Source organism: Streptomyces sp. NPDC001156 (assembly GCF_053598275.1).
This window is the reverse complement of sequence record NZ_JBSFJX010000016.1, coordinates 50456-73322: the sequence shown is the minus strand read 5'-3', so window position 1 is coordinate 73322 and position 22867 is coordinate 50456. Positions and strand designations below refer to the sequence as shown.

Annotated in this window: 23 protein-coding genes; 9 read left to right on the top strand and 14 right to left on the bottom strand. The window is 70.4% G+C overall.

Features of this window, described 5'->3' with window-relative positions:
• The first annotated feature begins 341 nt into the window (after positions 1-341).
• From ACWDA7_RS11510 to ACWDA7_RS11500, 3 genes are all read left to right on the top strand, one after another.
• Entirely contained in the window at positions 342-959 is a 618-nt protein-coding gene (locus ACWDA7_RS11510) for an RNA polymerase sigma factor (protein WP_450603907.1), read from the top strand.
• Positions 960-1021: 62 nt separating this feature from the next.
• Positions 1022-1741 carry a hypothetical protein gene (locus tag ACWDA7_RS11505; RefSeq protein ID WP_450603906.1) on the top strand — a complete coding sequence of 240 codons (720 nt, stop codon included), beginning with the start codon at positions 1022-1024 and terminating at the stop codon, positions 1739-1741.
• A 301-nt stretch (positions 1742-2042) separates the two neighbouring features.
• Positions 2043-3233, top strand: coding sequence for a protein kinase domain-containing protein (locus ACWDA7_RS11500; protein WP_450603905.1), 1191 nt, complete (start codon positions 2043-2045; stop codon positions 3231-3233).
• A 218-nt stretch (positions 3234-3451) separates the two neighbouring features.
• On the opposite strand, the gene paaE is transcribed toward ACWDA7_RS11500, so the two are convergent.
• The 9 genes from paaE to paaN all read right to left on the bottom strand — a co-directional run bounded on the left by paaE (position 3452) and on the right by paaN (position 11818).
• Complete coding sequence (gene paaE, locus ACWDA7_RS11495) at positions 3452-4567, bottom strand: 1,2-phenylacetyl-CoA epoxidase subunit PaaE (protein ID WP_450603904.1); 1116 nt, start codon at positions 4565-4567, stop codon at positions 3452-3454.
• Positions 4567-5082, bottom strand: a complete 516-nt coding sequence (gene paaD / locus ACWDA7_RS11490) for a 1,2-phenylacetyl-CoA epoxidase subunit PaaD (RefSeq protein ID WP_450603903.1) — start codon at positions 5080-5082, stop codon at positions 4567-4569. Before paaD ends, paaE begins: the two co-directional genes overlap by 1 nt.
• Positions 5076-5906, bottom strand: a complete 831-nt coding sequence (paaC, locus tag ACWDA7_RS11485) for a 1,2-phenylacetyl-CoA epoxidase subunit PaaC (RefSeq protein WP_450603902.1) — start codon at positions 5904-5906, stop codon at positions 5076-5078. The genes paaD and paaC overlap by 7 nt, the downstream gene beginning before the upstream one ends.
• Before the next feature lie 9 nt (positions 5907-5915).
• Positions 5916-6209 (bottom strand): 1,2-phenylacetyl-CoA epoxidase subunit PaaB, encoded by a 294-nt coding sequence (gene paaB / locus ACWDA7_RS11480; RefSeq protein WP_450603901.1) that lies wholly within the window; start codon positions 6207-6209, stop codon positions 5916-5918.
• The gene (gene paaA, locus ACWDA7_RS11475) at positions 6206-7192 is read right to left on the bottom strand and encodes a 1,2-phenylacetyl-CoA epoxidase subunit PaaA (protein WP_450603900.1); all 987 of its coding nucleotides are present in this window, start codon (positions 7190-7192) and stop codon (positions 6206-6208) included. The genes paaB and paaA overlap by 4 nt, the downstream gene beginning before the upstream one ends.
• Positions 7193-7279: 87 nt before the next feature.
• A complete protein-coding gene (locus tag ACWDA7_RS11470; protein WP_450603899.1) occupies positions 7280-8143 on the bottom strand; it encodes a 3-hydroxyacyl-CoA dehydrogenase family protein in 864 nt (287 codons plus the stop codon).
• A complete protein-coding gene (locus ACWDA7_RS11465; protein WP_450603941.1) occupies positions 8140-8880 on the bottom strand; it encodes an enoyl-CoA hydratase/isomerase family protein in 741 nt (246 codons plus the stop codon). Before ACWDA7_RS11465 ends, ACWDA7_RS11470 begins: the two co-directional genes overlap by 4 nt.
• A gap of 5 nt (positions 8881-8885) precedes the next feature.
• Positions 8886-10109, bottom strand: a complete 1224-nt coding sequence (locus ACWDA7_RS11460) for a thiolase family protein (protein ID WP_450603898.1) — start codon at positions 10107-10109, stop codon at positions 8886-8888.
• The gene (gene paaN / locus ACWDA7_RS11455; protein WP_450603897.1) at positions 10109-11818 is read right to left on the bottom strand and encodes a phenylacetic acid degradation protein PaaN; all 1710 of its coding nucleotides are present in this window, start codon (positions 11816-11818) and stop codon (positions 10109-10111) included. Before paaN ends, ACWDA7_RS11460 begins: the two co-directional genes overlap by 1 nt.
• Before the next feature lie 140 nt (positions 11819-11958).
• Between paaN and paaI the strand changes: the two genes are divergently transcribed.
• From paaI to ACWDA7_RS11440, 3 genes are read left to right on the top strand one after another with little or no spacing between them, the layout of a single operon-like run.
• Complete coding sequence (gene paaI, locus ACWDA7_RS11450; protein ID WP_450603940.1) at positions 11959-12336, top strand: hydroxyphenylacetyl-CoA thioesterase PaaI; 378 nt, start codon at positions 11959-11961, stop codon at positions 12334-12336.
• A 10-nt stretch (positions 12337-12346) separates the two neighbouring features.
• Positions 12347-13693, top strand: a complete 1347-nt coding sequence (gene paaK / locus ACWDA7_RS11445; protein ID WP_450603896.1) for a phenylacetate--CoA ligase PaaK — start codon at positions 12347-12349, stop codon at positions 13691-13693.
• Between the two features lie 25 nt (positions 13694-13718).
• Complete coding sequence (locus ACWDA7_RS11440; protein ID WP_450603895.1) at positions 13719-14369, top strand: TetR/AcrR family transcriptional regulator; 651 nt, start codon at positions 13719-13721, stop codon at positions 14367-14369.
• 239 nt (positions 14370-14608) lie between these two features.
• Here the strand turns inward: ACWDA7_RS11440 and ACWDA7_RS11435 are convergent, their stop codons facing one another.
• Entirely contained in the window at positions 14609-16027 is a 1419-nt protein-coding gene (locus ACWDA7_RS11435) for an ATP-binding protein (protein ID WP_450603894.1), read from the bottom strand.
• Between the two features lie 264 nt (positions 16028-16291).
• Positions 16292-17380, bottom strand: a complete 1089-nt coding sequence (ychF, locus tag ACWDA7_RS11430) for a redox-regulated ATPase YchF (RefSeq protein ID WP_450603893.1) — start codon at positions 17378-17380, stop codon at positions 16292-16294.
• A gap of 199 nt (positions 17381-17579) precedes the next feature.
• Here ychF and ACWDA7_RS11425 point away from each other — a divergent pair, with 199 nt between their 5' ends.
• Positions 17580-18236: a DUF6542 domain-containing protein gene (locus ACWDA7_RS11425; RefSeq protein WP_450603892.1), complete on the top strand. Its 657-nt coding sequence runs from the start codon at positions 17580-17582 to the stop codon at positions 18234-18236.
• Positions 18237-18251: 15 nt separating this feature from the next.
• Here ACWDA7_RS11425 and ppgK read toward each other — a convergent pair whose 3' ends face one another.
• Positions 18252-18995 (bottom strand): polyphosphate--glucose phosphotransferase, encoded by a 744-nt coding sequence (gene ppgK / locus ACWDA7_RS11420; protein ID WP_450603891.1) that lies wholly within the window; start codon positions 18993-18995, stop codon positions 18252-18254.
• Between the two features lie 64 nt (positions 18996-19059).
• Positions 19060-20064, bottom strand: coding sequence for a 4-hydroxy-3-methylbut-2-enyl diphosphate reductase (locus ACWDA7_RS11415; RefSeq protein ID WP_450603890.1), 1005 nt, complete (start codon positions 20062-20064; stop codon positions 19060-19062).
• Positions 20065-20242: 178 nt separating this feature from the next.
• On the opposite strand from ACWDA7_RS11415, the gene xseA reads away from it, so the two are divergent.
• Both xseA and ACWDA7_RS11405 read left to right on the top strand, forming a co-directional pair.
• Positions 20243-21460, top strand: a complete 1218-nt coding sequence (gene xseA, locus ACWDA7_RS11410) for an exodeoxyribonuclease VII large subunit (protein ID WP_450603889.1) — start codon at positions 20243-20245, stop codon at positions 21458-21460.
• A gap of 9 nt (positions 21461-21469) precedes the next feature.
• A complete protein-coding gene (locus ACWDA7_RS11405) occupies positions 21470-21712 on the top strand; it encodes an exodeoxyribonuclease VII small subunit (protein WP_450603888.1) in 243 nt (80 codons plus the stop codon).
• Positions 21713-22251: 539 nt separating this feature from the next.
• On the opposite strand, the gene ACWDA7_RS11400 is transcribed toward ACWDA7_RS11405, so the two are convergent.
• A complete protein-coding gene (locus tag ACWDA7_RS11400) occupies positions 22252-22773 on the bottom strand; it encodes a DUF4245 domain-containing protein (RefSeq protein WP_450603887.1) in 522 nt (173 codons plus the stop codon).
• Positions 22774-22867: the final 94 nt, after the last annotated feature.

The window sequence follows — 22867 nt, the reverse complement described above, 5'->3', positions numbered from 1 at the left end:
CTACAAGAACTGATAATCGCCTCGTCCGTCACGGTCGGCACTCCCCAAGCGCAACGGCCCCGCCGGGCGTCACCCGTGCACGGTCGGACCGGGCCCCGACAGAGAACGTGCGGCCGGCCCCCGAGGAAACGGTCCCGGGGGCGCACACCCAGAGCGCGCAGTGGTGCAGCGACAGAGCGAATACCGCGCTGGAGCACGTGCTTTGGGCCCGCGCGCCCCGACGCTGTGACATTTCTGTGCTGTGCGACGCTGATGATCTTGTAGAGCTGGGCAGGGCCCGTGGCGGCACCATGTGGATCCACGCCCGTGTGGTCGAGGAACGGTGCGGACGGGGACGGGTTTTGGGCCAGCGAGGCGAGTCCCGGAGCGACGGTGCACGGGACGCGGAGTTGGGTGCCGCAGTCGTGCGGGCCCAGGACGGTGATGAGGCCGCCTTCGCGGTCGTGTACCGGATCGTGCAGCCCGGGCTGCTGGGCTATCTGCGCGGGCTCGTCGCGGACGACGCCGAGGACGTGGCGTCCGAAGCCTGGCTGGAGATCGCCCGCGATCTGGGCCGGTTCAAGGGCGACGGGGCCGGCTTCCGCGGCTGGAGCGCGACCATTGCCCGCCACCGGGCGATGGATCATCTGCGCCGCCGCCGCAGCCGCCCCGTACCTGCCGCGCTCGACCTGGATCTCCTGGAGTTGCGTGGACCGGACACCGCGGACGACCAAGCCCTGGAGGTCCTTTCGACCCGGCGCGCACTGGAACTGGTGCGCGGCCTGCCTCGCGATCAGGCCGAGGCGGTGCTGCTGCGCGTCGTCATCGGCCTCGACGGTCCGGCCGCCGCGCGCGTCCTGGGCAAGCGTCCTGGTGCGGTTCGCACCGCCGCCTACCGCGGTCTGAAACGCCTCGGCCGCCAGCTCGGCGCTTCGGATGTGACAGAGAGGGGGGCTCATACGCTGGGGCAGTCGAAATGAGCAAAGACCGCGCCAAACGCGTAAGAAAAAAGAGCAACGATCACGCAAGGACGGACACAGGCATGAGCGACCGACACAGCGACGGCGGAGCATTCGCCCGCCGAAGCCCCGGCGCGAACGGCCCAGTGCCCGACGCGGACAGCGGAATCACGTCCACAGGGCTGGAGTCGGCGCTCGGCAGCGCACTGCGCGTCGATACCTTCAGCCGGCCGGCCGAGGAGCAGGCCATCGCCGCTTTCCGTGCCGCCCGCGACGCAGGCGTTCACGCGGGAGTGCGGACGCGGCGGCGGGACGACTGGCGGCCCCGGCGCACCTCGGTGCGACGCTCGGTGAAGACCACCCTGGCCGTTTTTCTCGCGAGCCTCACCCTGGGCGGGGCGGCGATGGCGGCGATCGGCTCCCCCGGATCGTCCGGGAAGCCGCACAACGACGGCCCCGGACACGGAAATCCATCAGCCACCGTCGCCCAGGCCCCGCCCGCGACCACACTTTCCAAGCCCGGCACCAACCTGTCCAAGAGCCGCCCGCCGACGGCCAAGGACATCGAAGCCCACTGCCGTGCGTACCCGTCGGTGAAGGGGCGGGGCAAAGCGCTGAGCTCGTCGGCCTGGCAGCGGTTCCTCGCAACCGCCGGCGGCGCGGACAACGTCGCCGCCTACTGCGCCGACAGGTTGTCCGGGACCGAGGCGGGCGGCACGGGGAAGGCGAGCGGACAGCCGAACAGCAAGGCAGCCGACAAGAAGCCCGGACATCAGTCGCGCAAGGACGCGGGACGGCAGTAGCCACCCGGCTGACCTGCCGTGCGGCCCTGGTAACGGCGCATGAGTGACGTCTTGGCCCTCCCGTGCGCTATAGACACTGGACCCGCCGGTCCCGGGCACTGCGCGCCTCCCCCCCTTGCGCGCCAGTGCTCACGCGCCGGTGCGGGCAGATGTCACCCTCCGACGTCCGCCTGCGCCGGCGCGACCCCACCGGGGCGGCCTGTCGTCGACCTTTTGGCACGGGTAGCGTGAGCCCGCCGCGACGCAGATCGTGACGAAACCAGAAAAAGCGTCGCAGTCGGTCAGTGTTGTCGGATTTCGGGTGGGGGTACGAGTGCTGCTGGCGGAGCGCTACCAGCTGGAGGAACTACTGGGACGCGGCGCGATGGGTGAGGTATGGCGAGCCGCCGACCAGGTTCTCCATCGCACCGTCGCGGTGAAGGTCCTGCACGGCGACGACGCCACCGACTTCGAGCGGTTCCGCCTGGAGGCGCAGACAGCAGGCCGCCTCAATCACCCCAACGTCGTGGGGGTGTACGACTTCGGCTCCCACCACGGTCAGCCCTACCTGGTCATGGAATACGTCGACGGCTGGAACCTGTCCCAGGAACGCTCCCTGCGTGGAGCGCTGCCCGCGCCCGAGGCCGCCGGTATCGCCGCCCAGATGGCCGCCGGGCTGGCCGCCGCCCACCGGCAGGGCGTGATCCACCGGGACATCAAGCCGGCCAACGTCATGCTCACCAACGACCGCACCGCGAAACTCACCGACTTCGGGATCGCCCGCTTCACCGACGACGCGGCCAGCACCCTGACCGCTACCGGAAAAATCATCGGCAGCGCCGCCTACCTCGCCCCCGAGCGTGCCCTGGGCCACCCCGCACAGCCCGCTTCCGACGTCTACTCACTGGGCTGCGTGCTGTACGAACTCCTCACCGGCCGACCGCCGTTCAGCGGTGCCACCTCGCTTGCCGTGGTGCAGCAGCACGTCGACGCCCAGCCGCCGCCCGTCACGCACCTGCGCCCCGACATACCGCAGCCGCTCGCCGACTACCTCACGCACCTGCTCGCCAAGAACCCGGAACACCGCCTCACCGCCGACCAGGCAGCCGCCTGGCTCCACACCCGTACGCCCGCCCCAGCAGAACCGGACCACCCGGAACCGGCCCCCCTCGCGGCCGCCCTGCCATCCCCTCCGGAACAGACCGCACCGGAGCATGCCACCCGCGTACAGCCGCGGGGCCGCCGCAGGCTGCCGTCGAAAGCCGTACTGAGCGCCGTGGGAGTCGCCCTCTTCGCAGGAGCCGTCGCACTCGGCGCCTCCTGGAACGAGGACCCCGGCCCCAACGCCCCCACCCAGCCGGTGTCCACGACGTCGGCGCCGTCCCTCAACGAGACACCCACGGCGGAGCCCTCCTCCATCACGCCGTCCACCACGGCTGCACCACAGGACGACAACAACGACGAGGGCGGTCACCACGGGAGGAAACACAAGGGCAAGGGATCGGACGACTGACCCGACGCCGAACCCGCCGGGCACATGGCCAGGTCGTATACGACCTGTGACGGAGTCACGTGCCGGACCACACACAAGTGGTGACCTCGCAACTCAAACCCCCGTACGGGACGACTGCCGTCGACGCCCTCGGTATCCATCAGCACCGCCTGCGGCGGTCCCGACGGAGCGTGCCCATGTCCTGAGCGACGTCGAGACGAGGGTTCAACAGCTGCTCCTCAGCTGTCGAAGTCGACGGTCAGGCTGTCGGAGACAGGGAAGGTCTGGCAGGTCAGTACATACCCGGCGTCGACCTCGGCGGGTTCCAGCGCGTAGTTGCGCCGCATGTCCGCCTCGCCCTCGGTGACCCGAGCGCGGCAAGTGCCGCAGACGCCACCCTTGCAGGCGAAGGGCAGGTCGGGGCGTACGCGGGAGGCCGAGTCGAGAAGGGAGGCTTCGCGGGAGAGTGCGGATGTGGTGGAGCGGCCGTCCAGGACGACGGTGACCTGGCTGACCGGTCCGTCGGCCCGGGGCTCCTCGTGGCGTACGGCGGCGGGCTCCTCGCCTGCGAAGAACAGTTCCTGGTGGACCCGGTCACCGGGCACTCCCAGCTCGGCGAGCACCTTCTGGGCGTCCAGGACCATGCCGTGGGGGCCGCACAGCCACCAGTGGTCGGCTTCGGAGACGTCGACCAGGCCGTCGATGAGCGCGGCCAGCCGATCGGCGTCGAGACGGCCACTCAGCAGTTCGGCCTCGCGCGGTTCGCGGGACAGGACGTGCGCGAGCTGAAACCGGGCGGGGTAGAGATCCTTCAGGTCGGCCAGTTCGTCGGCGAACATCACCGAGTCGGTGCGCCGGTTGCCGTAGAAGAGGGTGACGCGGGACCGGTCGTCCGCGGCAAGGACGGACTCGGCGATGGAGAGCATCGGTGTGACGCCCGAGCCGGCCGCGATGAGCACATGGTGTCCGGGCGTCGACAGATCAGGGGTGAAGGCGCCGGTCGGGGCCATCACCTCGATGGTGTCGCCCGGCCTCACCTCGTTCACCAGCCAGGACGAGAACAGTCCACCGGGCACCACCCGCACTCCGATGCGGGGCCGGGCGCCCACCGGGGAGCAGATGGAGTAGGAGCGCCGCTCGTCCCGCCCGTCGACTTCGCGCCGCAGCGTGAGCGACTGGCCGGGTGCGAAGGCGAACTCCTCGGCCAGCTCAGCGGGGATGTCGAGACTCACCGCGGCGGCGTCGTCGCACAGCCGCTGCACTGCCGCCACTTTCACGGCGTGGAAGGCCGGGCGGCGGCGCGCCCGCCGCATCGGGGAGGGGGCGGCCGCGTTCGGAGCCAACAGGTCCTCCATCAGATCTCCTTGACGTACTCGAACGGTTCCTGGCAGGCGAGGCAGCGCCACAGCGCCTTGCAGGAGGTGGCGCCGAAGCGGGAGGTCTCCTGCGTGTCGGTGGCGCCGCAGCGCGGGCAGGGCACCGCCCGGCGGGTGGTGGACAGGCTCAGCGGCACGGGACCCGGCGACGGGCGCGGTGCGGGGCCGGGGGGTGCGATGCCGTGTTCGGCGAGCTTGCGGCGCCCCTCCGCGGTGATCCAGTCGGTGGTCCACGGGGGGTCGAGGACCGTGCGGACCTCCACACGCTCATAGCCGGCGTCCTTCAGCCGCGCCGCCACGCCGGCCCGCATCTCGGCCATGGCCGGGCAGCCGGAGTAGGTCGGCGTGAGTGCGGCGACGACCGTGCCGTCGTCAGCCACCGTCACGTCCCGCAGCACTCCGAGGTCGGCGAGGGTGAGCATGGGCAGTTCGGGGTCGGGCACCTGTTCGGCGATGTGCCGGGCGCGCCGGGCGTCCGTGAGCACGGTCACCATGTCGCCTCCGGGTGGGCGCGGGCCACGCTCTGCAGCTCGGTCAGCAGCGGGGCAAGGTGTTCGGTGTGATCGCCCGCGCGGCCGGAGCCGGCCGACGGCGGCGCTACGTCCGGCAGGGGCAGCCCTGCTGCTTCCGTGACCTGCCGCAGCACGGCCAGGACCTCGGTCCGCGCGTCGTGGGCCTCGAACAACTCCCCCAGGTGAGCGGCCACGGCGTCGAGGCCGGCGCGCATCCTGCGATGGGACTCCGCGGTGCCGTCGCCGAGCCGGACGACCCACTCCGCCGCGTACTGCCGGTGGTAGGTCAGCTCTTTCACGCCCTTGGCCGCGATGGCGGCGAGTACCGGGTCGGCCGAGGCGGCGAGCCGCTCGAAGTGGGCCAGGCGCCAGCTGGCGAGCACCAGCAGCCGGGCGATGCTGAACGCGAAGTCGCCGTTGGGCAGTTCTGCCAGGCGCACGTTGCGGAAGTCGTCCGCGTCACGGAAATAGGCGTAGGCGTCCTCGCCGCGTCCCGTGCCGTCGACCTGACCGCAGCGGGCGTAGAGGAGTCGGGCCTGGCCGAGCAGGTCGAGCCCGATGTTCGCCAGTGCCACCTCCTCCTCCAGCTCCGGTGCGCGGGTGGTCCACTCCGCGAGGCGCTGGGCACTGACCAGGGCGTCGTCGGCCAACGCCAGGCACAGCTCGGTCAGTTCGGCCCGGTCGACCTCGTCCGGCACATGGGAGCTCACGCCGTGCAGCGGATCCTCGAAGCCGGTGCCGTAGGCCCAGCGGGCGTCGTCCTCGTGTCCCTCGGCGAGGGCCATGTAGACGTGGTCGTCACTCATGCCCTGCTCCTAGATGTGGGGGACGTCGTCGGGGATGTCGTAGAAGGTCGGGTGCCGATAGACCTTGTCGGCGCTGGGCGCGAAGAACGGATCCTTCTCGTCGCGCGTGGAGGCCGCGATGTGCTCGCTGCGCACCACCCAGATGCTGACGCCCTCGTTGCGGCGCGTGTACAGGTCGCGCGCGTGCGTGAGCGCCATCGCATCGTCGGCCGCGTGCAGCGAGCCGACATGGACATGGTTGAGTCCGCGCTTGCCGCGTACGAACACCTCGTACAAAGGCCAACCCTGCTTGTCGGTGGTCATGCCGTGGCTCCCTTCCTGGCGCCGGCTGCCTGCTTGGCCGCGTGTACGGTCGCCGCTTCGCGCACCCAGGCGCCTTCTTCGTGGGCGATCCGCCGCCGCTCCACCCGCTCGGCGTTGCACGGTCCGTCGCCCGTGATGACGCGCTTCAACTCGTCCCAGTCCGGAGTGCCGAAGTCGTGATGGCCACGCTCCTCGTTCCAGCGCAGCTCAGGGTCGGGCAGAGTCACGCCGAGCTTCTCGGCCTGCGGGACGGTCATGTCGACGAACCGCTGGCGCAGCTCGTCGTTGCTGTGCCGCTTGATCTTCCAGGCCATCGACTGCGCGGAGTTCGGAGAGTTCTCGTCCGGCGGGCCGAACATCATCAGCGACGGCCACCACCAGCGGTTGACCGCGTCCTGCACCATCTCCCGCTGGGCCTCGGTGCCGCGCATCATCGTCATCAGCAGCTCGTAGCCCTGCCGCTGGTGGAACGACTCCTCCTTGCAGATCCGCACCATCGCCCGCGCGTACGGCCCGTACGAGGAGCGGCACAGCGGCACCTGATTGCAGATCGCCGCCCCGTCCACGAACCAGCCGATCACCCCGACGTCGGCAAAGCTCTGCGTCGGGTAGTTGAAGATCGACGAGTACTTCTGGCGCCCCTCGATCAGTCGCTCGGTGAGGTCCGCACGGTCGGCGCCGAGCGTCTCGGCCGCCGAGTACAGGTACAGGCCGTGCCCGGCCTCGTCCTGCACCTTGGCGAACAGGATCGCCTTGCGTCGCAGTGATGGCGCACGCGTGATCCACTCGCCCTCCGGCTGCATGCCGATGATTTCCGAGTGCGCGTGCTGCGCCACCTGCCGGATCAGCGTCTTCCGGTAGCCGTCGGGCATCCAGTCACGCGGCTCGATCCGCTGGTCCCGCGCGATCGTCGACTCGAAGTGCTCCTGCAGCGCGGGGGGAGCTTCAGGTGCGGCCGCCGAGTCGGCCTGCTGTGCAGTCATCCGTACCACCAATCCCAACCGACCGTTCGTTCGGTAAATGATATGACAAGGTTCCTGGGGTCCGGCAAGTGCCGGAGTGCGGTCAGTTCACTGCCATGCGTAGAACCCCTGTCCGCTCTTGCGGCCGAGCTCTCCCCGGGCAACCTTCTCGCGCAGCAGCCGCGGCGGGGCGAACCGTTCACCCAGCGTGGCGTGCAGGTGTTCCGCGATGGCCAGGCGCACGTCCAGGCCGACCAGGTCGGTCAGGCGGAGGGGACCCATCGGGTGCCGGTAGCCAAGTCGCATCGCGTCGTCGATGGCCTCGGGTTCCGCCACGCCCTCCTCGACCATGCGGATGGCCTCCAGTCCCAGGGCGACGCCGAGGCGGCTGCTGGCAAAGCCGGGCGAGTCCTTGACGACGACGTCCTTCTTCCCGAGGCAGCGCGTCCACTGCAGGGCCGCCTCGACCGTGGCGTCGTCCGTGCCCGGCGCCACCACGATCTCGACCAGGTCCGAGGCGGGCACCGGGTTGAAGAAGTGCATGCCCAGGAAGCGGCTGGGCCGGCTGAGGACGGCGGCCAGCTCGGTGACGGACAGGGAGCTGGTGTTACTGGCGAGGACCGTAGTCGTGCTCACCGCCTGCTCGGCGGCGGCGAGGACCCGGGCCTTGAGCGCGGAGTCCTCGGGGACGGCCTCCACGACCAGGTCGGCTTCGGCGGGCAGCGCGTCCACCGACTCCACGGTGGACACCCGGGCGAGAATCTCGTCCGCGGGTTCGGTGAGCCGGTCGCGTTCCGCGGCCCGCTTCAGTCCCGTGGCCACCCGGTCCAAGGCGGCCGCCGCGGCCGCGGCGCCATTCTCGACCACGGTGACGGTCGACCCGGCGGTCGCGTAGGACTGGGCGATGCCGGCGCCCATGCGGCCGCCGCCGATCACCCCGACGACAGCCGGTGCGGGTGCGGTGGTGGTCATGCTCGGCTCCTCTTCTCCAGGAAGCGGGTCATACGGTCCTTCTTGTCCTCGCCCTCGAACAGCACGGCCTGTGCCAGGTCGTCGGCCACCGGGTGGGCGCCGGGCGAGTCCACGACGAGCTTGGTCAGGCGCAGGGCCGTGGCCGAGGACCGAGCCATGCGGTCGAGCAGCGCATGCGCCTCGTCCAGGAGCTTCTCGGCCGGTACGACGTCGATGACGAGTCCGGCCGCCAGGGCCGCCTGCGCGTCGAGGTTGCGTCCGGCGAGCAGTACTTGCTTGGCGACCGACTCGCCGACGAGCTCGGGCAGCCGCCAGCAGGCTCCCGCCGCGGCGAGGATGCCGAGCCCCGGCTCGGGGTTGCCGAACACGGCGTCCGGCCCGGCGATGCGCAGGTCGCAGGCGTAGGCCAGCTCGGCGCCGCCACCCAGGGCCCACCCGTCGACCGCGGCGACGGTGGGCATGGGCAGTCGGCGCACCCGCTCGAACAGGCGGCTGTTGATGCCCTGCAGTGCCTCGTCCCGGCCGCGCCTCAGCAGTTCGGCGATGTCGGCGCCGCCCGCGAAGACCCGGCCGTGGCCGGTGAGCAGCAGCAGCTTCGGCCGACGCTCCAGCTCGTCGCAGACGTCGTGCAGTTCGGCGATCATCCGCCCGCTGATGGCGTTGCGGGCCTCGGGCCGGTGCAGCGTGACGACGACCCGGTCGTCGCGCTCCTCGACCAGGAGGGTCTCGTAGGTCATGGCGCTCACACCCGCTCCACCAGCATCGCGACGCCCTGGCCGACGCCGACGCACAGAGTCGCCAGGCCCCTGCGGGCGTCCTCCCGCTCCAGCCGCCCCAGCAGGGTCAGCAGGATGCGGGCGCCGGAGCAGCCCAGAGGATGACCCAGGGCGATGGCACCGCCGTCGGCGTTGACCTTGTCCTCGTCCAGCTTCAGGCGGCGCATCACGGCGAGCGCCTGGGCGGCGAACGCCTCGTTCAGCTCGACGGCGTCGAGGTCCGCGGTCTGCCAGCCGGCCTGGGCAAGGGCCTTCTGGGTGGCGGGGACCGGTCCGAGCCCCATGATGTGGGGCTGGACACCGGCCGAGGCGGAGGTGACGATCCGGGCCCGCGGGGTGAGCCCGTACCGCTCCACGGCGGCGGCGCTCGCCACAACGAGGGCGGCCGCGCCGTCGGACAGCGGCGAGGAGGAGCCGGCGGTGACGATGCCGTCGTCGCGGAAGATGGTGCGGAGCGTGCCGAGCTTCTCGAGCGTGGTCGAGGGGCGGGGGCCCTCGTCCCGGGTGACCTCGCCGTCCTTCACAGGGACAGGGACGATCTCGCGGTCGAAGCGGCCCGCCTCCTGGGCGGCGACGGCACGCTGGTGGCTGCGCAGCGCGAAGGCGTCGGAGTCGGCGCGGGTGATGCCGTCGAGCGCGGCGACCTCTTCGGCGGTCTCGCCCATCGACAGGGTGAGCTTCACCGTCTCGGGTCCGGCGCCGGCGGGAACGGCCCGGTCGGCGGCCTTGAAGCGGGGGTTGGTGAACCGCCAGCCCAGCGACGTGTCGTGTACCTCGCCCGGCTTGGCCCAGGGGGTTCCCGGCTTCGCCATCACCCACGGGGCGCGCGTCATGGACTCCGTGCCGCCGGCCACGACCAGGTCCGCCTCGCCGGCGCGGATCGCCTGGGCGGCCGAGGCGACGGCGGTCAGACCCGAGGCGCACAGCCGGTTGACGGTGTAGCCGGGCACGGTGTGCGGCAGCCCGGCCAGCAGGACCGCCATGCGGGCCACGTCCCGGTTGTCCTCGCCGGCCTGGTTGGCCGCGCCGAGGATGACCTCGTCCACGGCCTCGGACGGGATGCCGGAGCGGCGCACGGCCTCACCGACCACGAGGGCGGCCAGGTCGTCGGGGCGTACGGAGGCCAGGGCGCCGCCGTAGCGGCCCTGCGGGGTGCGCGCTCCGTCGATCAGGTAGACCTCTTCGGGCATCAGGCGGACTCCTCGGCGGCGTGGACGGGGCGGCGGGACTGCAGGACGGCGAAGCGGCCGGTGACGAAGGCCGCGTCGGACAGCGTGGCGCTGGCCGCGGGGTTGGCGGCGCTGCCGTGGAAGTCGCTGAAGGCGGAGGACTGGTTGACGAAGACCTGCCCGGTGAGGTTCTCGGAGAGGTGGACACCGGCGTCCAGGGCGGCTTCCTCGGCGGCGGCCAGGACCTCCTCGTCGGTGGAGTGGACGGCGGCGGTCAGCGCCCCGTGCGCGCGCACCGACTCGCGGAACAGCTCCAGGCTGTGCCGGGTGGAGTCGGTGCCGATCACGAAGGACACCGGCCCGAACCACTCCCGGGTGTAGACCTCCCGGTCGGCCTCCGCGTCCAGCCGTGCCACGAGCGGCGTCCGCACGTCGGCTTCCGCGTACTCCGGGTGTGCGACGGACGTCGACGCGCGCACCGTACGGCCGACGCCGGCGGCTTCCTTCAGCCGGGCCCGCACGCCGTCGTTGACGATCGCGCCCAGCGTGCCGGCGGCACGGGCGGGGTCGCCGAGCAGCTTGTCCAGGGCGGCGGCGAGGTCGGCGGCGAACTCGTCGGCCGTCCGCGGGCCCTGGTCCGTGGCGATTCCCTCGCGGGGGATCAGCAGGTTCTGCGGGGTGGTGCACATCTGCCCGCTGTACAGCGAGAGCGAGAAGGCGAGGTTGCCGAGCAGACCGGGGTAGTCGTCGGTCGAGTCCAGCACGACGGTGTTGAGGCCGGCCTTCTCGGTGTAGACGGCGGCCTGGCGCGCGTTGGTCTCCAGCCAGTCGCCGAACTCGGTGGAACCGGTGAAGTCGACGATCCGCACGTCCGGGTCCAGGGCGAGCGTGGCGGCATCCCGGCCACCGGGCGCCTCGGTGACCAGCAGGACGAGGTCGGGGCTGAAGCCCGCCTCGGCCAGCACCTCACGGGCGATGCGGACGGTGATCGCCAGCGGCAGCACAGCACCGGGGTGCGGCTTGACCACGACCGGGTTGCCGGTGACAAGCGAGGCGAACAAGCCCGGATACCCGTTCCAGGTCGGGAAGGTGTTGCAGGCGACGAGCAGGGAGACACCGCGGCCGACGGGGCTGAACTTCTTGTCCAGCACCAGGGCGCCGCCCTTGCGCTGCGGCTTGCTCCAGCGGGCGGCGGCCGGGTGCTTCTTCTGCGCCGCCCACGCGTAGGCGACGGCCTCGAGCCCGCGGTCCTGGGCGTGCGGGCCACCCGCCTGGAAGGCCATGACGAAGGCCTGGCCCGTGGTGTGCTGCACGGCGTGGGCGATCTCGAAGCTCGCCGCGTTCAGCCGGGCGAGGATCTCCGCGGCGACCCCGGCGCGTGTGTCCGGGCCCGCCCCGCGCCAAGCTGCCGTGGCGTCCTTGGCGGCGGCCACGGCCGCGGTCGGCGAGAGACGGGGGTAGCTGATGCCCAGCGGGAAGCCGTAAGGGGAGTGCTCCTCGGGCGCCACGCGCCCCTCGCCCGGATGCCCGGGCAGGTCGAAGGGCCTGCCGATCTGCTCCCGGAAGACCGCCTCACCGAGCTTGGCAGCATCCTCGCCGTACACCGACTTGCTGGGCGACTCCGGATAGGGCGTCCAGTGCTCCCGGCTCTCCGTCGCCGCCACCGCCTGCTCCAGCAGGGTGCGATGGCGTGCGAAGAAGTCGGGCACCTCGGTGACCGCGTGCTGCATGTGACTCATCCCCTTGACAGGCACTGGCATGGCTTGAATTACTAGGCCGCGCTGCACGCTAACCGAATGTTCGGTCGGTACACAAGGTGGTGTATACCGTGACAAGAGCAACGTCCGCGATCTCAGGGCCGGCAGCGCGCATGTTCGCCGCCGACCGGGCCTCCGCGCTTCTCGGTATCGAGCTGTTGGAGCAGGGCGAAGGGACTGCCGTCCTCCGCATGACCGTGACCTCCTCGATGGTCAACGGTCACGGGATCGCTCACGGTGGATATCTGTTCCTCTTCGCCGACACCGCCTTCGCCTGCGCCTGCAACAGCCACGGCCCGGTCACGGTCGCCGCCGGAGCGGATGTCACGTTCGTGGCACCCGCCCTCGAGGGGGACGTGCTGACCGCCACCGCACGGGAGATCACCCGTTTCGGTCGCAGCGGCATCTACGACGTGAGCGTCGTACGAGGCGAGACGGTGATCGCGGAGTTCCGCGGCCGCAGCCGCAGCATCCGGAGCACCGAGAACTAGGAAGCCCGCAATGATCAACGAACCGACCGTACCTGCGACTCTCCGGGCCCGCCGCGGTGAGCCTCTTCCGGCGAACCTGCTGGACGACGCCGAGCGGATGCCGCGCGAGGAGGTGGAGGCGCTCCAGCTGCGCCGCCTACGTCGGACACTGCGGCACGCGTACGAGAACGTCGAGCTGTATCGCAAGAAGTTCGACCAGGCCGGCGTCACGCCCGAGGACTGCCGGACGCTGAAGGATCTGGGCCGGTTCCCCTTCACGACCAAGGCCGACCTGCGAGAGACGTACCCCTTCGGTATGTTCGCGGTCCCCATGTCCGAGGTGCGGCGCGTCCACGCCTCCAGCGGCACGACCGGTCGCCCCACGGTGGTCGGTTACACCGAGAAGGACCTTTCGACCTGGGCGGACGTGGTCGCCCGCTCGATCCGCGCCGCCGGCGGCCGTCCCGGGCACAAGGTCCACATCTCCTACGGGTACGGCCTGTTCACCGGCGGCCTCGGCGCCCACTACGGCGCCGAACGCGCCGGATGCACCGTGATCCCCGCCTCCGGCGGCATGACCGCCCGCCAGGTGCAGATCATCCAGGACTTCAAGCCCGAGATCATCATGGTCACACCCTCCTACATGCTCACCCTCCTCGACGAGTTCGAGCGCCAGGGCGTGGACCCGCGCACCACCTCCCTGAAGGTGGGCGTCTTCGGCGCCGAGCCGTGGACGGAGGAAATGCGCCGTGAGATCGAGGAGCGCCTGGACATCCATGCCGTCGACATCTACGGCCTCTCCGAGTTGATGGGCCCCGGTGTGGCTCAGGAGTGCGTCGAGACCAAGGACGGCCTGCATGTGTGGGAGGACCACTTCCTCCCCGAGATCGTCGACCCGATCACGGACGACGTCCTCTCCGACGGCGAGAGCGGTGAACTCGTCTTCACGTCGCTCACCAAAGAGGCGCTCCCGGTCATCCGCTACCGCACCCGGGACCTGACCCGGCTGCTGCCAGGCACCGCCCGTCCCCGTTTCCGTCGTATCGAGAAGATCACGGGCCGCTGCGACGACATGATCATCCTGCGCGGGGTCAACGTCTTCCCGACCCAGATCGAGGAAGTGGTTCTGCGCACACCCGGCGTCGCCCCGCACTTCCAGCTCCAGCTGAGCACACGGGGACGGATGGACCACATGACCGTCCGTGTGGAGGCCGGGGCCGGCGCGGGACCGGAGCAGCGCGAGGCGGCTGTCCGCGCGATCGCCAAGGGCGTGAAGGACGGCGTCGGCGTGACGGTGGACGTGGTGATCGTGGAACCGGAGACCCTGGAGCGCTCCCTCGGCAAGCTCCGGCGGATCAAGGACGAGCGTGGGGCGTGATCAGTCTCCCTGCGACAATGACCGAGTGAGCAACACCCCCATCGCACGGCGCGCGGAGCGGCCCGCCTATGACCGTGCCTCCCTCCTGGAGGTCGCGGTCGCGGTCTTCAACGAGCGCGGCTACGACGGCACCAGCATGGAGGACCTGGCCCGGCGGCTCGGACTGAGCAAGTCCAGCATCTACCACCACGTCGCCGGCAAGGAGGAGCTGCTGTCCCTCGCCGCCATCCGTGCTCTGGACGCGCTGTTCGCCGTACTGGACGAAAGCCCGGCACCGGACGCGTCGGCAACCGACCGGTTGCGGCACGTCGTGCGGCGCAGCGTCGAGGTACTCGCGGCCGAGCTGCCGTACGTCACCCTGCTGCTGCGGATCCATGGCAACAGCGACACCGAGCAGTGGGCCCTCGAGCGGCGGCGCGAGTTCGACCACCGGGTCGCCGACCTGGTCCTACGCGCCGCAGCCGAGGGAGGCGTACGCGACGACATCGATCCCCACCTGGCAAGTCGCCTGCTGTTCGGCACCGTGAACTCCCTCATCGAGTGGTACAGACCCGACGGGGACCTCCCGGTGACGACTCTGGCCGACTCCCTCACGACCGTACTGTTCGACGGTCTGCGCCATGAGGGGGCCAACGGCGCCGGCCCAGGACGCTGCTTGGGGCAGCTGCCGGAATGAGAACTCAGACACCTGAGGTGACGGTATGTCACGTCTTCCAGGACCCATCCGGCACCGTACCGAAAACGGGGCCGGACCCAAGAGGGGCCGGCCCCGCCTGAACTGCGAGTACGCCGGATCAGCGATCGCGCGCCGGGTCACCTGCTGGACGTCGAAGCGGAACTCCACCACGTACTTCTCCACGATGTCTTCGGCCTGATCGCGCTCACCAACTCCGCGCCTCGCCTGCGATCCGCCGCTCACAGCGGCCAAGCGGTCAGCAAATCGCCGGGGCCGTAGGCGGCATCGAGTCCCGGACAGTCGACTCCGCTGCGCGAGACCGCCACGACTGGAACAGGTTCGCCGGTGAGGGCGGCCCGGTGTCGATGAAGGGCCGCCAGGTCATGTCGGTCGAAGGGCGACTGCTCCAGCCACTTGATGGAGCCGACGAAGAGCAGCTCCTTGGCAATGGGGGCGCGGTCCGCCCCGACGATGTCGATCTCGACGTCGTTGGTGCGGGTCCAGTAGCCGCCCACTGCGGGCGCCGCGGGGAGCCGGTCGTCGGGCAGTTTCCGGGCGAGCGCCTCGCGGATGAGCGGCTCGATCGCCCGGCCGCGCCAGCTGGTCCAGTTCTCCCGGATCCGTGCCAAGGTCAGATCGCCCCGCCCCCGTTCGATCTCCTCCATGGACGGGCCGAGCAGGTGCAGCCAAAACCGCAGGTAGGGATCTGTCACCCGGTAGCGGCGATCCTTCGACGTACGCAGCGATACGGGCAGCTCCGCAGCGACGATCCGCTTGTCCGTAAGCAGCTCCAGCGCTCGCTGCAGCGGCGTGGCCCCGATCCCGCCGGCCGCACGGGCGATATTGGTGAAGGTCCGCTCGCCACTGCCGATGGCCGCCAGCACCGTACGCGCCTGAGCCTGCGGGGGGAATTCGGCAGCCAACGAGCGCTCGGCCGACACCAGCAGACCCGAGACCGGGTCATTCAGAGCCTCGCCGAGGAAGTCCCACAGCCCCGCGCCGTGCGGCCACTCCGCACAGATCAGCGGCAGCCCGCCGGTGACGAGCGCGGCATCGAAGGCTTCCGCCGGTTCCAGCCCGAGCATCCTCCCCACCTCGGCGGGGTTCAGCGGCCCGAGCACCATCTCCCGGCCGCGCTGGTGGAACGGTCGCCCGTAGCTGTTCAGAGCCTCCATCATCGACAGATCGGAGCCGATGAGGACGAGTAGCACTGGCTTGGTCTCCAGCACCCGGTCCCAGGCCCGCTGCAGCATCCCCTCAAAGGCGCCATCGGCATCCATCAGGTACGGCACCTCGTCGATGACCAGCACGCTCGCCCGGTCGCCGGGCAGCGCCGCGGCCAGCACATCGAACGCGGCATCCCAACTCTCCGGCCGCGCATTGGCCACCAACCGCGCCAGCGGCAGCGTCGATGCCTGGGCGTCCCGGGCCAGCCGTGCCAGATCATCCCCAGGGGACGCACCAGTCGCCGCGTAGAACAAGAACGGGGCTCTGGAGCGCTCCGCAAACCGCTCGACCAGTCGCGACTTGCCCACCCGGCGCCGCCCTCGCAACATCACGCACCGACCGGGCCGCTCCCCGCCAACCCCTGCCGCCACCTTCTGCAGCTCTCGCCCCAACGTCGCCAGCTCCTGCCGACGACCTACAAAATCCACCAAAGTCCGCCGACCTCCACGCGTGACACTAACACCTATGTTAGTAACGCGAATGTTAGCAACATACCCGCTTCGCGTCTCGCTGGTCGTCGCTCACAGTCACGACTCTGCCGCATCCCGGCGCAGTATGGACGACCAGGGGTGATGACAGGTGACGACGGGTCAGGCATCCCAGCACGGAATAGAACCAGGGGCCCGCCCCCGAAGGAACGGACCCCTTCTGAACTGCGAGTTCGCCAGATCAGCGAACGCGCGCCAGGTCACCTGCTAGACGTTGAAGCGGAACTCCACCACGTCCCCGTCCTGCATCACGTAGTCCTTGCCCTCCATGCGGGCCCTGCCCGCTGCGCGGGCGTCGGCGACCGAGCCGGTGGCGACCAGGTCCTCGAAGGAGATGACCTCCGCCTTGATGAAGCCCTTCTGGAAGTCGGTGTGGATGACACCGGCGGCCTCGGGGGCGGTGGCGCCCTTCTTGATGGTCCACGCGCGGGACTCCTTCGGGCCCGCCGTGAGGTAGGTCTGCAGGCCCAGGGTGTCGAAACCGACGCGGGCCAGGGTCGCGAGGCCCGGCTCGTGCTGGCCGACCGACTCGAGGAGCTCGAGGGCCTCATCCTCGTCGAGCTCGGTGAGGTCCGCCTCCAGCTTGGCGTTGAGGAAGATCGCCTCGGCGGGGGCGACCAGGGCGCGCTGGTCGTCCTTGAAGGTGTCGTCCATCAGCTCGTCCTCGTCGACGTTGAAGACGTAGAGGAACGGCTTGGTGGTGAGCAGATGCAGGTCGTGGAGCAGCTCGGCGCGCTCGCTGCCCTGGACGATGCCGTGCGCGAAGAGCGTGTCGCCCTTCTCCAGGATCTCCTTCGCCTCCTCGACGGCCGCGACCTTCGGGGCGACGTCCTTCTTGATCCGGGACTCCTTCTGGAGCCTCGGGAGGACCTTCTCGATCGTCTGGAGGTCGGCGAGGATCAGCTCGGTGTTGATCGTCTCGATGTCGTCCTTCGGCGAGACCTTGCCGTCCACATGCACGACGTTCTCGTCCTTGAAGGCGCGGATGACCTGGCAGATCGCGTCCGATTCGCGGATGTTCGCGAGGAACTTGTTGCCCAGGCCCTCGCCCTCGCTGGCGCCGCGCACGATGCCCGCGATGTCGACGAAGTCCACGGTGGCCGGAAGGACCCGCTCCGACTTGAAGATCCCGGCCAGCTTGGCGAGCCGCGCGTCGGGGACGCCGACGACACCGACGTTCGGCTCGATCGTGGCGAACGGGTAGTTGGCCGCGAGCACGTCGTTCTTGGTCAGGGCGTTGAACAGGGTCGACTTGCCGACGTTGGGCAGACCGACGATTCCGATCGTGAGCGACACGTTGCGACTTCCCGTACGTGAGGTGGAGGACTGGACTGGGGCTGTCCGGGCCCGGGTCCGTAGGAGCGTGTGCGGGCCGATCCACCAGTCTACGGTGTGCCCGACCCCGGCCCGGCGACGTATCGAACGCTTGGCCAAGGTCTCGCCAACGGCGTGTCTGTGGGGTCATTTCACACATAAACCGACCTAAGTTGGTCCAGTGGAGCAACACAGGACGCGACCTGCGCAACACGGACCGCGACGCGGCGCCCCCCTGCCCCCTCAGGGGCGGAGGGGTGCGGCCACGCCCGTACGTCCCGAGACGACGGCCCGGCCCACCCGGCCCGGCACCCCCGGCCGCCCCGAGGCACGCGGTGCTACCGCCGGGGCACGGCCGGCGAACCAAGGCAACGGCGGCCCCCAGCGCCGCCCCGCGGCCGAGCGACGGAGTGCCACAGCGCTGGTCCAGAAGGGCAGGCGGCTGCCCGCTCCCCGGCTCACGGGCCTGGGCGGTGGGCTGTTCTGCGGTGCCGTGATGCTCGCTGCCGGATTTCTCGACCAGCTGCTGTTCGACTCGTCCCTGACGGTGTACGGCGCGCTGTTCCTGCCCGTGTGCCTGCTGACCGCGCTGTGGGTGCGGCCCGGTGACCTGGTGGTCGCGCCCGTCGCGGTGCCGATCGCCTTCGCCGCCGGCCTGCTGACCATGACCGACGGCGGTGAGGGGCTCGGCGGGCGTCTGGTCGGGCTGGTCACCGCGCTGGCGACCCAGGCGGGCTGGTTGTACGGCGGCACACTCATCGCAGGCCTCATCGCGACCGTACGCAGGGTGCGGGTGATGCGACGCCGGGCGGCACAGCGCCGCCGTACCACCACCTGAGCTCTTCGGCCGTCCCTACGCCTCGGCGGCCCTCATCGCGGCGCCCACGATCCCGGCGTTGTTCTGCAACTGGGCAGGGACGATCTCGGCTCTGACGTCCTGGATCAGGGGCAGAAACTTCTCGGACTTGCGGCTCACGCCCCCGCCGACGATGAACAACTCCGGGGAGAACAGCATCTCCACATGGGCGAGGTACTTCTGCACCCGGCGGGCCCAGTGCTCCCACGTCAGGTCGTGGTCCTCCTTGGCCTTGGTGGACGCGCGCTTCTCCGCGTCGTGGCCGCTCAGCTCCAGGTGGCCCAGCTCCGTGTTCGGGACGAGAGTGCCGTCGACGAACAGGGCGCTGCCGATGCCCGTGCCGAACGTCAGCATGATGACCGTGCCCCGACGGTCACGGCCGGCGCCGAACTGCATCTCGGCGACGCCCGCCGCGTCCGCGTCGTTCAGCAGGGTGACCGGGAGCCCGTCCAGCCGCCCGCTGAGCAGGGCGCGCGCGTCCGTGCCGATCCAGCCCTTGTCGACGTTGGCCGCCGTAAGGATCGTGGAACCGTCGCTGACGACGCCGGGGAACGTTATGCCGACGGGGCCGGTCCAGCCGAAGTGGCCGACGACCTCCTTCACGCCGTCGGCCACGAGGTCGGGCGTCGCCGGATGGGGAGTGAGCACCTTGAAGCGCTCCTCCGTCAGATCGCCCCGCTCCAGGTCCACGGGTGCGCCCTTGATACCGGATCCGCCGATGTCCACACCGAAGATCTTCATGGTCACCACGGTACGGCGTCGGACCGGCAACCCTCTTGCCGACGCCGTGACGGAGGCGGACCCGTCAGCTCTCCGAAGTACGCTCCGCGATCAGCGTCGCCGCCTCCTCGCGCAGGTCGCGGCGCAGTTCCTTGGGCAGCGAGAAAGTAATGGACTCCTCGGCCGCCTTGACGATCTCGACGTCCTCGAAGCCGCGCCCCGCGAGCCACTCCAGAACCTGCTCGACCAGGACATCCGGGACGGAGGCGCCCGAGGTCACGCCGACGGTCGTCACACCCTCCAGCCAGGCCTCGTCGATCTCGTCGGCGAAGTCCACGAGGTAGGCCTCGCGCGCGCCGGCGAGCTTGGCGACCTCGACCAGCCGCTTGGAGTTCGAGGAGTTCCGGGAGCCGACCACGATGACCAGGTCCGCCTCGGCGCCCATCTGCTTCACCGCCAGCTGGCGGTTCTGCGTCGCGTAGCAGATGTCGTCGCTGGGCGGGGAGATCAGCTGGGGGAACTTCTCCTTGAGGGCGTCGACGGTCTCCATCGTCTCGTCGACCGAGAGGGTCGTCTGGGAGAGCCACACGACCTTCGACGGGTCGCGGACCTCGACCTTGGCGACGTCCTCGGGGCCGTCGACGAGCTGGATGTGGTCGGGGGCCTCACCGGACGTGCCGATGACCTCTTCGTGGCCCTCGTGCCCGATCAGGAGGATGTCGAAGTCCTCATTGGCGAAGCGGACGGCTTCCTTGTGGACCTTGGTGACCAGCGGGCAGGTCGCGTCGATGGTGGCGAGCCGGCCCTGCTTGGCCTCTTCGTGGACCGTGGGCGCGACACCATGCGCGGAGAACATGACGATGTTCCCCGGCGGGACCTCCTCCGTCCGCTCGACGAAGATGGCGCCCTTCTTCTCCAGGGTCTGCACGACGTACTTGTTGTGGACGATCTCATGGCGCACGTAGATCGGGGCCCCGTACTGCTCCAGGGCCTTCTCGACGGCGATGACGGCACGGTCGACACCCGCGCAGTAGCCCCTGGGGGCGGCGAGCAGAACACGGCGGCCAGGCGAAGCAGTCATGCGAACCATCGTAAGGCCGTGTCCCGGGTCGTAGATCGCCTCCCAGGGGGAGAGCGGGTGACGATCCGGAACAGTCGTGGGGCTCATCGGGGACCGCGAGGCGCCTGGGACGCGCGGGGCGCGCAGGCAGGCCGGGGGGTCGGTCGCGCGGAGCGGCGATGTCGGTCCCGGCCGTTACGCTCGGCGCATGGCTGTCAACACGTCCGCGGAGTCACCGATGCCCGTCGGTGAGGTGTCGCGGCTCATCGGCGGATGGATCGACCGGCTCGGGGCCGTGTGGGTCGAGGGGCAGATCACGCAGCTGTCGCGGCGCCCCGGGGCCGGCGTCGTCTTTCTGACGCTGCGCGATCCGTCGTACGACATCTCCGTCGGGGTCACCTGCTACCGCCAGGTGTTCGACGCCGTCGCCGACGTCGTGAGCGAGGGCGCCCGGGTCGTCGTCCATGCCAAGCCGGAGTGGTACGCCCCGCGCGGCCAGCTCTCCCTGCGCGCCGCCGAGATACGGCCGGTGGGCGTCGGCGAACTGCTCGCGCGGCTCGAACAGCTGAAGAAGTCGCTCGCGGCCGAGGGGCTGTTCGCCGCCGACCGCAAGAAACCGCTGCCCTTCCTGCCGCAGCTCGTCGGACTCGTCTGCGGCCGGGCCTCGGCGGCCGAGCGCGACGTGTTGGAGAATGCGCGCCACCGCTGGCCCGCCGTCCGCTTCGAGGTGCGCAACGTCGCCGTGCAGGGCGTGCACGCGGTGCCCCAGGTCGTGCAGGCCGTGAAGGAACTGGACGCGCTGGACGACGTGGATGTGATCATCGTGGCGCGCGGCGGCGGCAGCGTGGAGGACCTGCTGCCGTTCTCCGACGAGCAGCTCGTACGGGCGGTGGCGGGATGCCGTACGCCCGTCGTCTCGGCCATCGGGCACGAACCGGACAATCCGCTGCTCGACTACGTCGCGGACCTGCGGGCCTCCACTCCGACCGACGCGGCCAAGAAGGTCGTGCCGGACGTCGGCGAGGAGTTGCAGCGCGTCCAGATGCTGCGGGACCGGGCCCGGCGGTGTGTGCTGTCGCTCGTCGAACGCGAGGAGCGGGGGCTCGCGCACGCGCTGGCGCGGCCCTGCATAGAGGATCCACACCGGATGGTCGACGAGCGGGCCGAGCAGATCACCTCGCTGGTTGACCGCAGCCGCCGTACGCTCCGCCATCTGCTCGACCGTGCCGAGTCGGAGCTCACCCACACGCACGCGCGGGTGGTGGCCCTCTCGCCGGCCGCGACGCTGCAGCGGGGGTATGCCGTGCTCCAGAGGGCCGACGGGCACGTGGTGCGGGGGCCGGAGGAGGTGGCGCCGGGTGAGGCGCTGCGAGCGCGGGTCGCCGAGGGCGAGTTCACGGTACGGGCCGACAACCAGGGATCTTAGGGTGGGCGCATGACCAGCAAGACGGACGAGGCACTCGGGTACGAGCAGGCGCGGGACGAGTTGATCGAGGTCGTACGGCGTCTGGAGGCCGGGGGCACGACCCTCGAGGAGTCCCTCGCGCTGTGGGAACGCGGTGAGCGGCTGGCCAAGGTGTGCCGGACGTGGCTGGAGGGGGCCCGCAAGCGTCTCGACGCCGCGCTCGCCGAGGAGCAGGAGGACGAGGAGGGCGCGGGCGCCGCGGGTTCCGACTGATCCGGCGGCGGGCGTCGGCATCGGACGCGCGTGAGCCGTGGCGGACGCCGGTGGCGGGCCTCAGCACTCGACGCGCGTGAGCCGGAGGCGGGCCTCTGTGGCGGGCGCCGCCGGTGGGCTGTCGTCCGTGCGGTCTCGCACCCTTGAGACAGGGAAGCCGATGCCGCTTCGCCATCCCTTCCGGGGTGTGAAGCCGATCACCGCGAGCCCGCTTTAGTTGAAGATTGAACCTCCTGGGCCTACTGTCGATGCAGTCGGCCGAACCAGCCAGATCACGGCGGGCCTCGCGGCTCAGGACGTCGTCTTCGGCATTGGCTCGGCGAGGGTGGGCAGCGTGCCCCTCGTTGCCGCCCTCAAGGCCGCGCCAGGGATCTGGGTCCATCTGGCGCGACCCATGGGAAAGGCCCCCGCCAATGACGCCGGGGGCCTTTCCCGTGGACCGGTCGGCTCTCCTGAGCCGGCCCTCGCTTCTGAGCCGGTCGGCTCACGTGATCCGGGTCGTCGCACGGCACATTCATGACGGCCGACCCGGGCCCGTGTCACTGCGTCCGCAGCGCCTGCGCCATCTTCGCCAGCTGGGCGAACGACGCCGTGCCGGCCACCACGGTCGTGGAGCCCTTGTCCTTGAGCACGAGCGCGTCGTAACGGCCACCCGTGTAGCGCTGCCAGACACGGCCGCCGATCTCCTGGGTGGCCTTCGTCTCGTGCGCGCCCTGGCTCGCCTCGTCGATGAACGCGGACGGCTTCTGAGTCGACTGCTCGATCGCCACGTACTGTCCGGCGGGGTCCTGGAAGCCGAGGTGCCACGCATCGGACTCGTCACCCTGGAAGCGCACCGAGGTGGCCTTCCAGGTGTCGGGCAGGCCTTCGGGCGCCGCCACCGGGTAGCTTGCGGCCCGGCGCGCCGTGAGCAGCTCGACGCGGTAGTCCACCCGCTTGAGATCGGGAGCGTGGTCGTCGTGCGGGATGAAGAGGTAGATCACGCCCGCCATCAGACCGATCAGGCCCAGGGAGAGGATCATGTCCCGGACCGTCTTCTGCTTGCCTTTCGTACCTGCCACCCCGCTATCGTCGCAGGTGCGAGCCTCCGCTCATCCGTGGGGCCCCCTGCTCATTTTGTCTGCTCGGCGATAGAGTCTTGGGCACCACCCTCAT

What these genes read in the sequence shown, in the direction of transcription:
- ACWDA7_RS11505 (WP_450603906.1), top strand. Translation starts at nt 1,022, where the DNA reads ATGAGCGACCGACACAGCGACGGCGGAGCATTCGCCCGCCGAAGCCCC.
- paaE (WP_450603904.1), bottom strand. Translation starts at nt 4,567, where the DNA reads ATGGAGGACCTGTTGGCTCCGAACGCGGCCGCCCCCTCCCCGATGCGG.
- paaD (WP_450603903.1), bottom strand. Translation starts at nt 5,082, where the DNA reads ATGGTGACCGTGCTCACGGACGCCCGGCGCGCCCGGCACATCGCCGAA.
- paaC (WP_450603902.1), bottom strand. Translation starts at nt 5,906, where the DNA reads ATGAGTGACGACCACGTCTACATGGCCCTCGCCGAGGGACACGAGGAC.
- paaB (WP_450603901.1), bottom strand. Translation starts at nt 6,209, where the DNA reads ATGACCACCGACAAGCAGGGTTGGCCTTTGTACGAGGTGTTCGTACGC.
- paaA (WP_450603900.1), bottom strand. Translation starts at nt 7,192, where the DNA reads ATGACTGCACAGCAGGCCGACTCGGCGGCCGCACCTGAAGCTCCCCCC.
- ACWDA7_RS11470 (WP_450603899.1), bottom strand. Translation starts at nt 8,143, where the DNA reads ATGACCACCACCGCACCCGCACCGGCTGTCGTCGGGGTGATCGGCGGC.
- ACWDA7_RS11465 (WP_450603941.1), bottom strand. Translation starts at nt 8,880, where the DNA reads ATGACCTACGAGACCCTCCTGGTCGAGGAGCGCGACGACCGGGTCGTC.
- ACWDA7_RS11460 (WP_450603898.1), bottom strand. Translation starts at nt 10,109, where the DNA reads ATGCCCGAAGAGGTCTACCTGATCGACGGAGCGCGCACCCCGCAGGGC.
- paaN (WP_450603897.1), bottom strand. Translation starts at nt 11,818, where the DNA reads ATGCAGCACGCGGTCACCGAGGTGCCCGACTTCTTCGCACGCCATCGC.
- paaI (WP_450603940.1), top strand. Translation starts at nt 11,959, where the DNA reads ATGTTCGCCGCCGACCGGGCCTCCGCGCTTCTCGGTATCGAGCTGTTG.
- paaK (WP_450603896.1), top strand. Translation starts at nt 12,347, where the DNA reads ATGATCAACGAACCGACCGTACCTGCGACTCTCCGGGCCCGCCGCGGT.
- ppgK (WP_450603891.1), bottom strand. Translation starts at nt 18,995, where the DNA reads ATGAAGATCTTCGGTGTGGACATCGGCGGATCCGGTATCAAGGGCGCA.
- ACWDA7_RS11415 (WP_450603890.1), bottom strand. Translation starts at nt 20,064, where the DNA reads ATGGTTCGCATGACTGCTTCGCCTGGCCGCCGTGTTCTGCTCGCCGCC.
- xseA (WP_450603889.1), top strand. Translation starts at nt 20,243, where the DNA reads ATGGCTGTCAACACGTCCGCGGAGTCACCGATGCCCGTCGGTGAGGTG.
- ACWDA7_RS11405 (WP_450603888.1), top strand. Translation starts at nt 21,470, where the DNA reads ATGACCAGCAAGACGGACGAGGCACTCGGGTACGAGCAGGCGCGGGAC.